Origin of the sequence: Pseudomonas sp. 24 E 13, assembly GCF_900004715.1 — a bacterium.
In the GTDB taxonomy this organism is placed as follows: Bacteria; Pseudomonadota; Gammaproteobacteria; order Pseudomonadales; family Pseudomonadaceae; genus Aquipseudomonas; species Aquipseudomonas orientalis_A.
The window spans coordinates 21,537-36,395 of record NZ_CVTO01000161.1 but is presented as its reverse complement, the minus strand read 5'-3'; the positions used below and the strand labels follow the sequence as shown (position 1 = coordinate 36,395).

Here is a 14,859-nt window from a genome sequence, read left to right as displayed (position 1 = left end):
GGGCCGCCAACGGTGCGTTATATAGTTGGGTGGCGCGCAGCCCCGTCAGAATAAAAAAAGCCCGCAGTGTGCGCGGGCGAAAAACCAACGAAGAGCATTGGGGGTGTGAAGCGAGGTGCCGACTCAGCTACCGCGATAAGTGGAGTAGCTATAAGGGGAAATCAACAGGGGTACATGGTAATGCTCTTGCTCGGCGCTGATGCCGAAGCGTAATACCACCACATCGAGAAAGGCCGGTTCGGGCAACGGCACACCCCGGGCGCGATAGTAATCACCGGCATTGAATTGCAGCTGGTAGACACCGCTGCGGTAGTCGTCGCCTTGCAGCAGGGGCGCGTCGCAGCGGCCGTCGCTATTGGTCACGGCGCTACCCACCAGTTCAAGCTGCGCGCCTTCGACGCGATACAGCTCGACCTTGATCGCGCTGCCGGGGCAGCCGTGTGCGGCGTCCAAAACGTGTGTGGTCAAACGTCCCATGGCGTCATGCGCCTCCCGAAGTCAGTAAAAGAGAATCCGCACTCTTTCAGGGCAGCGAAAAAGCCGGCGATGACCGATTAAGACACTTTCTACAGAAATTGTACACAATAAAATCGACAGCACTCCCCTCCACTGTAGGAGCGAGCTTGCTCGCGAAAAACGCCAACGATAACCCGGACTTTCAGGATAAAAAGTGGCGCCCTCTGGTCTTTCGCGAGCAAGCTCGCTCCTACAGTGGGCTTTTTCATTTTAACCTGACCACTTAGGCAAGTTTCTTGCAGACAGACTGTTCAGAAAAAATGCACAAATGCAGGCTTACAAAGTTTGCGATAAGTTGTATACAATCACTCATCGCTGTGACGCCACCCAGTCTTTCCACTGCCCGGCCGCCACACACACCTGCTACCACGAACAAGAAGGAAGACTGCAGTGAGCGCTGACTACCCACGCGACCTGATCGGTTACGGCAGTAACCCTCCTCACCCTCATTGGCCGGGCAAGGCACGCATTGCGCTGTCGTTCGTACTCAATTACGAAGAAGGCGGCGAGCGCAATATCCTGCATGGCGACAAAGAGTCCGAAGCGTTTCTCTCGGAAATGGTCTCGGCCCAGCCGCTGCAAGGCGCGCGCAACATGAGCATGGAGTCGCTGTACGAATACGGCAGCCGTGCCGGGGTGTGGCGCATCCTCAAGCTGTTCAAGGAATTCGACATTCCGCTGACCATCTTCGCCGTGGCCATGGCTGCCCAGCGCCACCCGGATGTGATCCGCGCCATGGTTGCCGCCGGCCACGAGATCTGCAGCCACGGCTACCGCTGGATCGACTACCAGTACATGGACGAGGCCCAGGAGCGCGAGCACATGCTCGAAGCGATCCGCATCCTCACCGAACTGACCGGCGAGCGCCCATTGGGCTGGTACACCGGGCGCACCGGCCCCAATACCCGGCGCCTGGTGATGGAGGAAGGCGGCTTCCTGTACGACTGTGACACCTACGACGACGACCTGCCCTACTGGGAACCCAACTCCCCTAACGGCAAGCCGCACCTGGTGATCCCTTATACCCTGGACACCAACGATATGCGCTTCACCCAGGTGCAGGGTTTCAACAAGGGCGATGACTTTTTCGAGTACCTCAAGGACGCTTTCGACGTGCTGTATGCCGAGGGCGCCGAGGCGCCGAAGATGTTGTCCATCGGCCTGCACTGTCGCCTGATCGGTCGCCCGGCGCGCCTGGCGTCGCTCAAGCGCTTTATCGAATACGCCAAAAGCCATGAACAGGTGTGGTTCACCCGCCGCGTCGACATCGCCCGGCACTGGCACGCAACCCACCCGTTCACGGGAGCCGCCAAATGACCACGTTTCAGACACTGACACCCTCGACCCTGAGCCGTGACGCCTTCGTCCAGGCCTTCGCCGATATCTACGAACACTCGCCATGGGTCGCCGAAAAGGCCTACGACCTGGGCCAGGACGCCTCGATCGACCAGATCGAAACCCTGCACCAGCGCATGAGCGATATCCTGTTGAGCGCTGATCATCAAAGCCAGTTGGCCCTGATCAACGCTCACCCGGACCTGGCAGGCCGTGCCGCCGTCCAGGGCCAACTGACCCAAGCCAGCACCGATGAACAGGCTGGCGCGGGGATTCACCAATGCACGGCCGAAGAGTTCTCGCGCTTCACCGAGCTGAATGAGGCCTACAAGGCCAAGTTCAAGTTTCCCTTCATCATGGCGGTAAAAGGCAGCAACCGGCACCAGATCCTCGCCGCGTTCGAAACGCGCATCCACAACTCGACTGAAGCCGAGTTCAAGTGCGCGCTGGACGAGATCAACAAGATCGCGCTGTTCCGCTTACTGACCCTCTAAACGACCATCCCCAGCCACTCTATCCAAGGCAGACAAGAAGAATGAAAGCGCAACCCGTACCTTTCGAGAAGTTCGTCAACCTCGCCGACGCCCGCCTGGGCACCAAAATCATCTCCGTGACCGATGACTGGTTCGCCGACGCCAACCGCCTGTTCCAGCCGACCCCGGCTGTGTGGAAGGAGGGCGTTTTCGATGATAACGGCAAGTGGATGGACGGCTGGGAGTCGCGCCGCAAGCGCTTCGAAGGCTACGACAGCGCGGTGATCCGCCTCGGCGTACCGGGTTCGATCAAAGGCGTGGACATCGACACTTCATTCTTCACCGGCAACTATCCACCATCGGCGTCCCTGGAAGCCTGCTTCCTGGTCTCGGGCGAGCCTGACGAGAACACCCAATGGGTGGAAGTGCTGTCGGCCGTCGAACTGCAAGGCAACAGCCACCACTACCACGAGATCAACCACGCGCAGGCGTTCAGCCACCTGCGCTTCAACATCTACCCGGATGGCGGCGTGGCCCGTCTGCGCGTGTACGGCGTGCCGTTCCGCGACTGGTCCGCCGTGGGCGACAACGAACAGGTCGACCTGGCCGCCGCGCTCAATGGCGGTCGTGCCCTGGCCTGCTCCGATGAACACTTCGGGCGCATGAGCAACATCCTCAACCCGGGCCGTGGCATCAACATGGGCGACGGCTGGGAAACCGCGCGTCGACGTACGCCAGGTAACGACTGGGTGATCGTCGCGCTGGGGCACCCCGGCGAAATCGAAAAAATCATCGTCGACACCCTGCACTTCAAGGGCAACTACCCGGACACTTGCTCGATCCAGGGCGCGTTCGTCAAAGGCGGCACCGACAGCCAGATCGAGACCCAATCGCTGTTCTGGCGCGAACTGCTGCCGGCGCAGAAGCTGGAAATGCACGCCGAACACACCTTCGCCGAGCAGCTCAAGGCGCTGGGCCCGATTACCCACATCCGCCTGAATGTGTTCCCGGATGGCGGTGTGAGCCGTCTGCGCGTATTGGGCAAGGTTGCCAAATAGCACCGCATGATCGTTCCCACGCTCCGCGTGGGAATGCATCCCGTGACGCTCCGCGTCACCAAGAGCGGACGCAGAGCGTCCAGGGCAGCGTTACCACGCAGAGCGTGGGAACGATCCAACACAGCATCCGGATAAGAAGACAGCCATGCGCACACTGATGATCGAACCCCTGACCAAAGAAGCCTTCGCCCCTTTCGGAGACGTTATCGAAACCGATGGCAGCGATCACTTCATGATCAACAACGGGTCGACCATGCGCTTTCACAAACTGGCGACAGTCGAAACGGCACAGCCCGAGGACCACGCCATCATCAGCATTTTCCGCGCCGACGCGCAGGACATGCCGCTGACCGTGTGCATGCTGGAACGACACCCGCTGGGCAGCCAGGCCTTCATTCCGCTGCTCGGCAACCCCTTTCTGATCGTGGTCGCGCCCCTTGGCGATGCACCTGTATCAGGCTTGGTCCGCGCCTTCGTCACCAACGGCAGGCAGGGCATCAATTACCATCGCGGCGTCTGGCACCACCCGGTGCTGACGATCGAAAAGCGGGATGACTTCCTGGTGGTTGATCGCAGTGGCACAGGCAATAACTGCGATGAGCATTTTTTCAAAGAGGATGAGCGTTTGATCCTTGCCCCCCACCAATAAGAGAAGGCCGGATCACCCGACAACAAGGGTGACAGGCGAGAGGTAAAGACTGTGGAAGCACATCTGTTGGAATGGCTGAACCTGAGCGTACGCTGGGTTCACATGATCACTGGCGTCGCCTGGATCGGCGCTTCGTTCTATTTCGTCTGGCTGGAAAACAACCTCAACCGCGTCAACCCCAAGAGCGGCCTGGCCGGTGACTTGTGGGCGATCCACGGTGGCGGTATCTACCACCTGGAAAAGTACAAACTGGCCCCGCCGACCATGCCGGACAACCTGCACTGGTTCAAATGGGAAGCCTATTTCACCTGGATGTCGGGCGTCGCGCTGCTGTGCGTGGTGTTCTACTGGAACCCGACCCTGTACCTGCTGGCCCCCGGCAGCAGCCTGAGCGGCACCGAAGGCGTCTTGCTGGGCATCGGCTCACTGTTCGCCGGCTGGTTCATCTACTCCTTTCTCTGCGACTCGGCCCTGGGCAAGCGCCCTGCCCTGCTCGGCCTGATCCTGTTCGTGCTGTTGATCGCGGCGGCCTACGGCTTCAGCAAGGTGTTCAGCGGCCGTGGCGCCTACCTGCATGTGGGGGCGGTGATCGGCACGATCATGGTCGGCAACGTGTTCCGTATCATCATGCCCGCCCAGCGCGCACTGGTGGCGGCCATTGCCGAGAACCGCACGCCGGACCCGGCACTGCCGGCCAAAGGCTTGCTGCGCTCACGGCACAACAACTACTTCACCCTGCCGGTGCTGTTCATCATGATCAGCAACCACTTCCCGAGCACCTACGGCAGCCAATACAACTGGCTGATCCTCGCCGGGATTGCCGTGGCGGCGGTGCTGGTGCGGCACTACTTCAACACCCGGCACAACAGCCAGAAGTATGCCTGGACCTTGCCGGTGGGCGCGCTGGCGATGATCAGCCTGGCCTACGTGACCGGGCCCAAGCCGGCTGAACCGATCGCCAAGGCACCGGCAGCCATCGAGTACCAACCCCTGCCGGAAACCGCCTTGGGCGGTGGCTTGAAACCGGCCGCGCCCGCCGCACCGGCCGCTGAACCGGCACCGGCCCAGGCCACCACGGACTTCGGCCAGGTACACCATGTGATCGAGCAACGTTGCACCGTGTGCCATTCGGCCAAGCCCACCAGTCCGCTGTTCAGCACCGCCCCGGCGGGCGTGATGTTCGACACACCGGAGCAGATCCAGCAGCAGGCTGCACGCATCCAGGCGCAGGCCGTGGCGAGCCAGATCATGCCGTTGGGCAACATTACTCAAATGACCCAGCAGGAAAGAGACCTGATCGGCACCTGGATCAACCAAGGGGCCCGCACCAACTAATTGATTCACACAGTTCCAATGTGGGAGGGGGCTTGCCCCCGATTGCAGTGTGCCAGCCAGCACACCTGTAACTGATCCACCGCCATCGGGGGCAAGCCCCCTCCCACATTTGGTACTGCTGTGTTTTGAATATTGCGCTCCACACAACACAACAATAAAAAGATCCGAGGTGTTGCATGTCCCAGTTAGAAACGCAGACTCCTGCCGCGCCCGCCATGGTGCGGCTGCCCCTCTTGCAACTGATTCTGGTAGGCCTGCAACACGTCTTGCTGATGTACGGCGGCGCCGTCGCCGTGCCCTTGATCATTGGCCAGGCCGCAGGCTTGAGCCGTGAGGAAATCGCTTTCCTGATCAACGCCGACCTGTTGGTCGCCGGTATTGCCACCCTGGTGCAGTCGTTCGGCATCGGCCCGGTGGGCATTCGCATGCCGGTGATGATGGGCGCCAGTTTCGCCGCCGTCGGCAGCATGGTCGCCATGGCCGGCATGCCCGGCATCGGTTTGCAGGGCATCTTCGGCGCGACCATCGCCGCCGGGTTCTTCGGCATGCTCATCGCGCCGTTCATGTCCAAGGTCGTGCGCTTTTTCCCGCCGCTGGTGACGGGTACGGTGATTACCGCCATTGGTTTGTCGCTGTTCCCCGTGGCCGTAAACTGGGCCGGTGGCGGCAGCGCGGCCGCTACGTTCGGCTCGCCGGTGTACCTGGCGGTGGCCGCGCTGGTGCTGGCCACTATCCTGCTGATCAACCGGTTCATGCGCGGCTTCTGGGTGAACATCTCGGTGCTGATCGGCATGGGCCTGGGTTACGCATTGTGCGGCGTTATCGGCATGGTCGACCTCAGCGGCCTGGCCCGGGCGCCGTGGGTGCAGGTGGTGACACCGCTGCACTTCGGCATGCCCCGGTTTGAGTTGGCACCCATTCTGTCGATGTGCCTGGTGGTGGTGATCATCTTTGTCGAATCCACCGGCATGTTCCTCGCCCTGGGCAAGATTACCGGCCAGGAGGTCACGCCAAAAATGCTGCGTCGCGGCCTGCTGTGTGATGCCGGTGCGTCGTTCTTCGCCGGGTTCTTCAACACCTTCACCCACTCCTCGTTCGCGCAGAATATCGGCCTGGTGCAGATGACCGGCGTGCGCTGCCGCTCGGTCACCATTATGGCCGGGGTGTTTTTGATCGTACTGAGCCTGTTGCCCAAGGCCGCCTACCTGGTGGCCTCGATTCCGCCGGCAGTGCTGGGCGGCGCGGCCATTGCCATGTTCGGCATGGTGGCGGCGACCGGTATCAAGATCCTGCAGGAGGCCGACATCGCTGACCGGCGCAACCAGTTGCTGGTGGCGGTAAGCATCGGCATGGGCCTGATCCCGGTGGTGCGCCCGGACTTCTTCGCGCAATTGCCGGTGTGGATGAGCCCAATCACCCACAGTGGCATCGCCATGGCCACCCTCAGCGCGTTGTCGCTGAATATCCTGTTCAACATTCTCGGCGGTGCCGAGCGCCCTGCCGTTGAGCACGTCCACACCTGACGCACGCCCCATTGTCGCCCTGAGCGCGCTGTAACGGCGCACTTGAGCCCCGACGTGGGAGCCAGTATTCTCCGCGCCCGCTTGAATCGACGGTTTTTTACCGCCTTGGCGCGGCTTTTGCTGTAGCCATAAAGCTGACCAACCAGACGAGTTTTTCAGCCAATCCAAAGGCGCCGTGTCAGAGCGCCAGATGAGAAAAAACATAAAACTTTAACTCGGGAGCACCGAATGAAACCTATGTTCAAAGGCCTGATGCTGGCGGGATCCCTGCTGGCCGGTGGCCAAGCCGTGGCCGGTGATGTGTTGCAGTGGCAAAACAACAGCCTGACCTATCTGTGGGGCAAGAGCTTTACCGTCAACCCGCAGATCCAGCAAACCGTCACCTTCGAACATGCCGACGCGTGGAAGTACGGCGACAACTTCTTCTTCCTCGACCGCATCTTCTACAACGGCAAGGAAGACGGCAACGTCGGTCCGAATACCTACTACGGCGAGTTCAGCCCGCGTTTGTCATTCGGCAAAATCCTCGACAAGGACCTGTCATTCGGCCCGATCAAAGATGTCTTGCTGGCCTTCACTTACGAGTTCGGCGAAGGCGATAACGAGTCGTACCTGCTGGGCCCGGCGTTTGACTTGAATATTCCGGGTTTCGACTACTTCCAGCTGAACTTCTACCAGCGCCAGACCGAAGGCAACCGCCCGGGTGACGGCGTGTGGCAGATCACTCCGGTGTGGTCGTACACCATTCCCGTGGGCAGCTCCGATGTGTTGATCGACGGTTTCATGGACTGGGTGGTGGACAACGACAAGAACGCCCGTGGCACTTATCACGCCAACCTGCACTTCAACCCGCAGGTCAAATACGACCTCGGTAAAGCGCTGCATTGGGGCGACAAACAGTTGTACGTAGGTTTTGAATACGACTATTGGAAGAACAAGTACGGGATCGAGGACTCGGGCGCGTTCAAGACGACCCAGGACACCGCAAGCTTCCTGGTGAAATACCATTTCTAAAAAACACTGTTGTACAAATGTGGGAGGGGGCTTGCCCCCGATGGCGGCGATTCAGTCACAGATACTGTGAATGACACACCGCTATCGGGGGCAAGCCCCCTCCCACATTCAGCTCTCCACATTCAGCTCTGCGTCAGGCCCAGGAATCGGATGATTTCCTCACGCTTGGCCAGCGCATCCTTGCGCCCCAATTCGATCAGTTCGCTGCAATACCCTGCCTCGAACAGCAAGTAACTCAACACCCCCGCCCCACTGGTTTTGGTCGCCCCCGGCCCACGCAGGAACATGCGCAACGCCGCCGGCAATTCCTGGCGATGGCGTGCCGCGATTTCATCGATCGGCTGGCTGGGCGCAATCACCAGCACCTCCACCGACGCCAGCTCGGGCGAGACCTCGCTGAATTGATTCAAGCGCTCCAGCAATTCGATATCGCTTTCCAGGCTGTCAATGAACGTGCTGTTGAGCATGTGGCCGCCGATCTGCGCCAGGGTCGGCTCCTGGCCGGTATAGGTGCGCGGCATCGAGGGTTCGTTGCCGCGCGGGTTACCGCTGACGCCGACCACCAGCACGCGGCTGGCGCCCAGGTGCAGGGCCGGGCTGATCGGGGCCGACTGGCGCACGGCGCCGTCACCGAAGTATTCCTGGTCGAGTTTCACCGGGGCGAACAGCAAGGGAATCGCCGAGCTGGCCAGCAAGTGCTCAACCGTGAGTTGCGTCGGCACGCCGATGCGCCGATGGCGCAGCCAGGCCTCGATGGTGCCGCCGCCTTGATAGAAGGTCACCGCCTGCCCGGATTCATAGCCGAACGCGGTGACCGCCACGGCGTGCAGATGCTGGCCCCGAATGGCTTCATCAATTCCCGCCAGATGCAGTTTGTCCTGCAGCAAATCGCGCAGCGGTGAACTGTCGAGCAACGCCACCGGAAACCGCCTGCCCAGGCCCAACAGGCTATGAAACAGAAAACGACTGGCCTGGCGGATCACGCCCGGCCAGTCGCTGCGCAGCACCAGATGGCTGCGAAAGCCCTGCCAGAACGCGGTAAGGCGTTCGATAGCGGCGGTGAAGTCCGTCGCGCCACTGGCCAGGGTGACCGCATTGATCGCCCCGGCCGACGTGCCGACGATCACCGGAAAGGGATTGGGCGCCCCCGGCGGCAGCAACTCGGCAATCGCCGCCAACACCCCTACCTGATACGCCGCACGCGCCCCACCGCCGGAAAGAATCAAGCCTGTGACCGGTTCGGCTGGGCGCATTGCGTCACTCCATGTGGCAAAAAATTGGGCTTAACAACGTCACATCATTGTAGGAGCGAGCTTGCTCGCGAAGATCGCCAATGATTACGCGTACATCCTAGGTGAACGCGGTGCTATTGGGTTTTTCGCGAGCAAGCTCGCTTCTACAGTGACAGTAGGGTTATCGACGGCGTTTTTCGTACAGCTTGGGTTCGCCCGGTGGCCGGCTCTTGAAGCGCCGGTGGGTCCACAGGTATTGCTCGGGGCAGTCGCGCACCGAGGCTTCGACCCATTGGTTGATGCGCAGGCAGTCGATTTCGTCGGTTTCCCCTGGGAAATCGGCCAGCGGTGGATGGATCACCAAGCGGTAACCACTGCCATCGGCCAGGCGTTCCTGGGTGAACGGCACCACCAGGGCCTTGCCCAGGCGCGCGAACTTGCTGGTGGCCGTCACCGTGGCGGCCTGGATACCGAACAGCGGCACGAAGATACTTTGCTTGGCGCCGTAGTCCTGGTCCGGTGCGTACCAGATCGCACGGCCGGCGCGCAGCAGCTTGAGCATGCCGCGCACGTCGTCGCGCTCCACCGCAAGCGAGTCGAGGTTGTGGCGCTCGCGGCCACGGCGCTGGATAAAGTCGAACAGCGGGTTGCCGTGCTCGCGGTACATGCCATCGATGGTGTGCTTCTGCCCGAGCAGGGCAGCGCCGATTTCAAGGGTGGTGAAATGCAGGGCCATCAGAATGACGCCCTTGCCTTCCAGATGCGCTTGCCTCAGATGCTCCAGGCCCTCGACATGGGCCAGGCGCGCCAGACGCGGCTTGGGCCACCACCAGCTCATCGCCATCTCGAAAAACGCGATACCGGTAGAGGCAAAATTTTCCTTGAGCAGGCGTTTGCGCGCTTTGGCGGATTTTTCCGGGAAACACAATTCCAAGTTGCGCGCAGCGATGCGGCGACGTTCACCGGCCACGCGATACATGCCGGCGCCCAGCAGGCGACCAATGGTCAACAGCACGCGGTACGGCAGTTGGGTGACCAGCCACAACAGGCCCAGCCCCAGCCATAATGGCCAAAAACGCGGGTGGAGAAATACAGCTCGAAAACGCGGGCGATCCATTACAGATTCCGGTAAAGACAAGGGCCGCGCATTCTACAACGGTTCGACTCGGCTTGCGGCGGGTGAGTGTTCTCGTTATAAGTCTCGACACTTTTCGTGACAAGCCGCTTTCGCCGACCATGAGCCAAACCGAACCGCTAGACCAAGATCCCGTGTTCCAGCTGAAAGGCAGCATGCTCGCCATTACCGTGCTGGAACTGGCCCGCAACGACCTTGACGCCCTTGACCGCCAACTGGCCGCCAAGGTCGCCCTGGCGCCGAATTTTTTCAACAATGCCCCGCTGGTGCTGGCCCTGGACAAACTGCCAGCAGGCCAGGGCGTCATCGACCTGCCCGGCCTGATGCGCGTGTGCCGCTCCCACGGCCTGCGTACCCTGGCCATTCGCGCCAGCCGTATCGAGGACATTGCCGCGGCCATCGCTATTGAACTGCCAGTATTGCCGCCGTCCGGTGCGCGCGAGCGTACGCTCGAACCATTGGTCGGTGAAGAGAAGAAAAAACCGGAAAAACCACCTGAACCCTTGATCAGGCCTACAAAGATCATCACCTCGCCCGTACGCGGCGGACAGCAGATTTACGCCCAGGGCGGCGACCTTGTGGTGGTCTCCTCGGTCAGCCCCGGTGCGGAACTTCTTGCCGACGGCAACATCCATGTATACGGCCCGATGCGCGGCCGCGCCCTGGCCGGCATCAAGGGTGATACCAAAGCGCGTATTTTCTGCCAGCAGTTGACCGCTGAGCTGGTTTCCATCGCGGGTCAGTACAAGGTTTCCGAAGATCTGCGCCGTGATCCGCTATGGGGCGCTTCGGTACAGGTCAACCTGTCGGGCGATGTGTTGAACATCATCCGTCTTTAACGGATACTGCCGCATTTTCCAAGCATCTCTAGACTCTGATAGCAAAGCGAAACCGGCAATACTTGCGTAGGACTATTTGGAAGTTGGCGTTTCCCCTGGGCAAACCCTGGCTTTTCCCTACAAAGGCTGTCCGCCTGCAGCGAGTTTCAAGAGATGTTTTTCAGGGACCGAAAGTCCTTTTTCCTTAGGGGTGAAACACCTTGGCCAAGATTCTCGTGGTTACATCCGGCAAGGGTGGTGTGGGTAAGACCACCACCAGCGCCGCTATCGGTACCGGCCTCGCTTTGCGCGGCCACAAGACAGTCATCGTCGACTTCGACGTCGGTTTGCGTAACCTCGACCTGATCATGGGCTGCGAACGCCGCGTGGTGTACGACTTCGTCAACGTGGTGAACGGCGAAGCCAACCTGCAACAGGCCCTGATCAAGGACAAGCGCCTTGAGAACCTGTACGTGCTGGCCGCCAGCCAGACCCGTGACAAGGATGCGCTGACCAAGGAAGGCGTAGGCAAAGTCCTCGCCGAGTTGAAAGAAACCTTCGAATACGTGGTATGCGATTCCCCGGCCGGCATCGAAACCGGTGCTCACCTGGCGATGTACTTCGCCGATGAAGCCATCGTGGTGACCAACCCGGAAGTGTCCTCGGTACGTGACTCCGACCGCATGCTCGGCCTTCTGGCCAGCAAGTCCAAGCGCGCCGAAGAAGGCCAGGACCCGATCAAGGAGCACCTGCTGCTGACCCGCTACAACCCTGAGCGTGTCAGCAATGGCGAAATGCTCGGCGTTGAAGACGTCAAGGACATCCTCGCCGTGACCCTGCTGGGCGTGATCCCGGAATCCCAGGCCGTCCTCAAGGCTTCCAACCAGGGCGTGCCGGTGATTCTTGACGACCAGAGCGACGCCGGCCAGGCGTACAGCGATGCCGTCGATCGTCTGCTGGGCAAGACCGTGGAACACCGCTTCCTCGATGTCAAGAAGAAGGGATTCTTCGAGCGTATCTTTGGAGGCAACTAAACAATGAAATTTCTCGACTTCTTTCGCGCCAACAAAAAACCAAGTACCGCATCGGTCGCGAAAGAGCGTCTACAGATCATCGTGGCGCACGAACGCGGCCAACGCAGTACCCCGGACTACCTGCCAGCCTTGCAGAAGGAACTGGTCGAGGTCATCCGCAAGTACGTCAATATCGGCAACGATGACGTGCATGTCGCCCTGGAAAATGACGGCAGCTGCTCGATTCTGGAACTCAATATCACCCTGCCTGATCGTTGATCGAACAGGCGGCCGCCACGGCGGCTCTGCGACCTGGCTCCTCCCCCCGTAGGAGCGAGCTTGCTCGCGAAGAACCTGAGGCCACCGCGTTTCACCTGAATGAACGCGGTGCCGTCGAGTTTTTCGCGAGCAAGCTCGCTCCTACAAGGTGAGGGGGCAGTCAGTGGAGCCGCCGTTGGCGTTTGTTACGAGGCTGTTTAATGCCGCTGTCCAACATCCATATCCTGCATCAGGACGACGCTGTCCTGGTGGTGAACAAGCCGACCCTGCTGCTCTCGGTGCCGGGCCGCGCCGACGATAACAAGGACTGCCTGATCACCCGCCTGCAGGAAAACGGCTACCCCGAAGCCCGCATCGTTCATCGGCTCGACTGGGAAACGTCCGGCATTATCCTGCTGGCCCGGGATGCCGATAGCCACCGCGAACTGTCCCGCCAGTTTCACGACCGCGAAACAGAAAAGGCCTACACCGCCTTGGCATGGGGCCAGCCGGAACTGGACAGCGGCAGCATCGACTTGCCCTTGCGCTATGACCCACCGACCAAGCCACGCCATGTGGTGGATCACGAATTCGGCAAACATGCGCTGACCTTCTGGAAAGTGCTGGAGCGTTGTGGCGACTGGTGCCGCGTCGAACTGACGCCGATCACCGGGCGCTCGCACCAGTTGCGCGTGCATATGCTGTCCATCGGGCATCCGCTGTTGGGTGACGGCCTGTATGCCCACGAACAGGCCCTGGCTGCCTGGCCGCGCCTGTGTCTGCACGCGAGCATGCTCGGCTTTACTCATCCGCAAAGCGGCGAACGCCTGCGCTTCGAGTGCCCAGCACCCTTTTAAGTTGTGAATGCAGTCAAATGTGGGAGGGGGCTTGCCCCCGATAGCAGTGTGTCAGTCAACAGATTCAGTGACTGACACTCCGCCATCGGGGGCAAGCCCCCTCCCACATTTGTTCTGTGCACTTCTGGCCCTCGAACGGTAAACTCCGCGCATTGCTGTCTGGAGCTATTTATGCGCGATGCGTTGAATCAAGGCCTGATCGACTTCCTCAAGGCCTCCCCTACTCCTTTTCATGCCACTGCCGCCCTCGCCCAGCGCCTGGAAGCGGCCGGCTACCAGCGTCTCGACGAGCGCGACACCTGGACCACCGAAGCCAACGGTCGCTACTACGTGACCCGTAACGACTCCTCGATCATCGCCTTCAAACTGGGCCGCCACTCGCCGCTGCAAGACGGTATCCGCATGGTCGGCGCCCACACCGACAGCCCGTGCCTGCGGGTCAAGCCACAGCCCGAGCTGCAGCGCCAGGGTTTCTGGCAGTTGGGCGTGGAAGTCTACGGCGGCGCATTGCTGGCCCCGTGGTTCGACCGCGACCTGTCCCTGGCCGGCCGCGTGACGTTCCGGCGCGACGGCAAGGTCGAAAGCCAACTGATCGACTTCAAGCTGCCGATCGCGATCATTCCCAACCTGGCCATTCACCTGAACCGTGAGGCCAACCAGGGATGGGCGATCAATGCCCAGACCGAACTGCCGCCGATCCTCGCGCAATTTGCCGGTGACGAACGCGTGGACTTTCGTGCCGTGCTTACCGAGCAACTGGCACGCGAGCATGGGCTCAATGCCGACGTGGTGCTCGACTACGAGCTGAGCTTTTACGACACCCAAAGCGCAGCCGTGATTGGCCTGAACGGCGACTTCATCGCCGGCGCGCGCCTGGACAACCTGCTGTCGTGCTATGCCGGGCTGCAGGCCCTGCTCACCAGCGACACCGAAGAAACCTGCGTGCTGGTGTGCAACGATCACGAAGAAGTCGGCTCCTGCTCGGCCTGCGGCGCCGATGGCCCGATGCTGGAACAGACCCTGCGCCGCCTGCTGCCAGAAGGTGAAGAATTCGTACGCACCATTCAGAAATCCCTGTTGGTGTCTGCGGACAATGCCCACGGTGTGCACCCGAACTACGCCGAGAAACACGACGCCAACCACGGCCCCAAGCTCAACGCCGGCCCGGTGATCAAGGTCAACAGCAACCAGCGCTACGCCACCAACAGCGAAACCGCCGGGTTCTTCCGCCACCTGTGCATGGCCCAGGAAGTACCGGTGCAGAGCTTTGTAGTACGCAGCGATATGGGCTGCGGCTCGACGATAGGCCCCATCACCGCCAGCCACCTGGGCGTGCGCACCGTCGACATCGGCCTGCCGACGTTTGCCATGCACTCCATTCGCGAGCTGTGCGGCAGTCATGACCTGGCACATCTGGTGAAGGTGCTGGGTGCGTTCTACGCGAGCCGCGACCTGCCCTGATTCGATGGGCTAAATGCGATCCAAATGTGGGAGGGGGCTTGCCCCCTCCCACATTTGGATCGCAGACCGGCAAATGATACCGGTCGGCTCTAAGGCCGCCGCGCTTTTGATCTTGATCTTAGGCGCCCCGTTAAACCACGCTGGCCGAACGCAGGCTTGAATTCGTGGGTAACCCGGCAGGA

The 14,859-nt window shown here is 60.9% G+C and carries 15 protein-coding genes; 12 read left to right on the top strand and 3 right to left on the bottom strand.

All coding sequences use genetic code 11. The annotated features are described in order from the left end of the window. Window positions 1-123 precede the first annotated feature (123 nt). The gene (gene uraH / locus BFP90_RS26505; protein ID WP_065894005.1) at window positions 124-477 is read right to left on the bottom strand and encodes a hydroxyisourate hydrolase; all 354 of its coding nucleotides are present in this window, start codon (window positions 475-477) and stop codon (window positions 124-126) included. Window positions 478-906: 429 nt separating this feature from the next. On the opposite strand from uraH, the gene puuE reads away from it, so the two are divergent. The 7 genes from puuE to BFP90_RS26470 all read left to right on the top strand — a co-directional run bounded on the left by puuE (window position 907) and on the right by BFP90_RS26470 (window position 7,903). Continuing rightward, window positions 907-1,833, top strand: coding sequence for an allantoinase PuuE (puuE, locus tag BFP90_RS26500; protein WP_065887948.1), 927 nt, complete (start codon window positions 907-909; stop codon window positions 1,831-1,833). Further along, window positions 1,830-2,345 carry a 2-oxo-4-hydroxy-4-carboxy-5-ureidoimidazoline decarboxylase gene (gene uraD, locus BFP90_RS26495; RefSeq protein ID WP_065898423.1) on the top strand — a complete coding sequence of 172 codons (516 nt, stop codon included), beginning with the start codon at window positions 1,830-1,832 and terminating at the stop codon, window positions 2,343-2,345. Before puuE ends, uraD begins: the two co-directional genes overlap by 4 nt. A gap of 41 nt (window positions 2,346-2,386) precedes the next feature. Continuing rightward, entirely contained in the window at window positions 2,387-3,382 is a 996-nt protein-coding gene (alc, locus tag BFP90_RS26490) for an allantoicase (RefSeq protein WP_065887946.1), read from the top strand. Window positions 3,383-3,527: 145 nt separating this feature from the next. After that, window positions 3,528-4,031: an ureidoglycolate lyase gene (locus tag BFP90_RS26485; protein ID WP_005789953.1), complete on the top strand. Its 504-nt coding sequence runs from the start codon at window positions 3,528-3,530 to the stop codon at window positions 4,029-4,031. A 51-nt stretch (window positions 4,032-4,082) separates the two neighbouring features. After that, window positions 4,083-5,366 carry a urate hydroxylase PuuD gene (locus BFP90_RS26480; RefSeq protein WP_065898422.1) on the top strand — a complete coding sequence of 428 codons (1,284 nt, stop codon included), beginning with the start codon at window positions 4,083-4,085 and terminating at the stop codon, window positions 5,364-5,366. Window positions 5,367-5,542: 176 nt separating this feature from the next. Then, on the top strand, window positions 5,543-6,889 hold the full coding sequence (locus tag BFP90_RS26475) for a nucleobase:cation symporter-2 family protein (RefSeq protein ID WP_065894000.1): 1,347 nt from the start codon (window positions 5,543-5,545) through the stop codon (window positions 6,887-6,889). A gap of 228 nt (window positions 6,890-7,117) precedes the next feature. Further along, window positions 7,118-7,903 carry an outer membrane protein OmpK gene (locus BFP90_RS26470; RefSeq protein WP_065887943.1) on the top strand — a complete coding sequence of 262 codons (786 nt, stop codon included), beginning with the start codon at window positions 7,118-7,120 and terminating at the stop codon, window positions 7,901-7,903. A gap of 122 nt (window positions 7,904-8,025) precedes the next feature. On the opposite strand, the gene BFP90_RS26465 is transcribed toward BFP90_RS26470, so the two are convergent. Together BFP90_RS26465 and BFP90_RS26460 are read right to left on the bottom strand one after the other, a co-directional pair. After that, window positions 8,026-9,156, bottom strand: coding sequence for a patatin-like phospholipase family protein (locus BFP90_RS26465; protein ID WP_065898421.1), 1,131 nt, complete (start codon window positions 9,154-9,156; stop codon window positions 8,026-8,028). Between the two features lie 160 nt (window positions 9,157-9,316). Beyond that, window positions 9,317-10,252, bottom strand: coding sequence for a lipid A biosynthesis lauroyl acyltransferase (locus tag BFP90_RS26460; protein WP_065898420.1), 936 nt, complete (start codon window positions 10,250-10,252; stop codon window positions 9,317-9,319). 119 nt (window positions 10,253-10,371) lie between these two features. On the opposite strand from BFP90_RS26460, the gene minC reads away from it, so the two are divergent. The 5 genes from minC (at window position 10,372) to BFP90_RS26435 (ending at window position 14,677) form a co-directional block, all read left to right on the top strand. Further along, on the top strand, window positions 10,372-11,109 hold the full coding sequence (minC, locus tag BFP90_RS26455; protein WP_065898419.1) for a septum site-determining protein MinC: 738 nt from the start codon (window positions 10,372-10,374) through the stop codon (window positions 11,107-11,109). Between the two features lie 200 nt (window positions 11,110-11,309). Continuing rightward, window positions 11,310-12,122: a septum site-determining protein MinD gene (gene minD / locus BFP90_RS26450; protein ID WP_065887939.1), complete on the top strand. Its 813-nt coding sequence runs from the start codon at window positions 11,310-11,312 to the stop codon at window positions 12,120-12,122. A 3-nt stretch (window positions 12,123-12,125) separates the two neighbouring features. After that, window positions 12,126-12,380: a cell division topological specificity factor MinE gene (gene minE, locus BFP90_RS26445; RefSeq protein WP_003175252.1), complete on the top strand. Its 255-nt coding sequence runs from the start codon at window positions 12,126-12,128 to the stop codon at window positions 12,378-12,380. A gap of 200 nt (window positions 12,381-12,580) precedes the next feature. Next, on the top strand, window positions 12,581-13,216 hold the full coding sequence (locus BFP90_RS26440) for an RluA family pseudouridine synthase (protein WP_065887938.1): 636 nt from the start codon (window positions 12,581-12,583) through the stop codon (window positions 13,214-13,216). A gap of 171 nt (window positions 13,217-13,387) precedes the next feature. Beyond that, entirely contained in the window at window positions 13,388-14,677 is a 1,290-nt protein-coding gene (locus BFP90_RS26435) for a M18 family aminopeptidase (RefSeq protein WP_065893997.1), read from the top strand. The last annotated feature ends 182 nt before the right edge of the window (window positions 14,678-14,859 follow it).

What these genes read in the sequence shown, in the direction of transcription:
- BFP90_RS26475 (WP_065894000.1), top strand. Translation starts at nt 5,543, where the DNA reads ATGTCCCAGTTAGAAACGCAGACTCCTGCCGCGCCCGCCATGGTGCGG.
- uraD (WP_065898423.1), top strand. Translation starts at nt 1,830, where the DNA reads ATGACCACGTTTCAGACACTGACACCCTCGACCCTGAGCCGTGACGCC.
- BFP90_RS26440 (WP_065887938.1), top strand. Translation starts at nt 12,581, where the DNA reads ATGCCGCTGTCCAACATCCATATCCTGCATCAGGACGACGCTGTCCTG.
- minC (WP_065898419.1), top strand. Translation starts at nt 10,372, where the DNA reads ATGAGCCAAACCGAACCGCTAGACCAAGATCCCGTGTTCCAGCTGAAA.
- BFP90_RS26485 (WP_005789953.1), top strand. Translation starts at nt 3,528, where the DNA reads ATGCGCACACTGATGATCGAACCCCTGACCAAAGAAGCCTTCGCCCCT.
- BFP90_RS26435 (WP_065893997.1), top strand. Translation starts at nt 13,388, where the DNA reads ATGCGCGATGCGTTGAATCAAGGCCTGATCGACTTCCTCAAGGCCTCC.
- BFP90_RS26470 (WP_065887943.1), top strand. Translation starts at nt 7,118, where the DNA reads ATGAAACCTATGTTCAAAGGCCTGATGCTGGCGGGATCCCTGCTGGCC.
- uraH (WP_065894005.1), bottom strand. Translation starts at nt 477, where the DNA reads ATGGGACGTTTGACCACACACGTTTTGGACGCCGCACACGGCTGCCCC.
- BFP90_RS26465 (WP_065898421.1), bottom strand. Translation starts at nt 9,156, where the DNA reads ATGCGCCCAGCCGAACCGGTCACAGGCTTGATTCTTTCCGGCGGTGGG.
- BFP90_RS26460 (WP_065898420.1), bottom strand. Translation starts at nt 10,252, where the DNA reads ATGGATCGCCCGCGTTTTCGAGCTGTATTTCTCCACCCGCGTTTTTGG.
- alc (WP_065887946.1), top strand. Translation starts at nt 2,387, where the DNA reads ATGAAAGCGCAACCCGTACCTTTCGAGAAGTTCGTCAACCTCGCCGAC.
- minE (WP_003175252.1), top strand. Translation starts at nt 12,126, where the DNA reads ATGAAATTTCTCGACTTCTTTCGCGCCAACAAAAAACCAAGTACCGCA.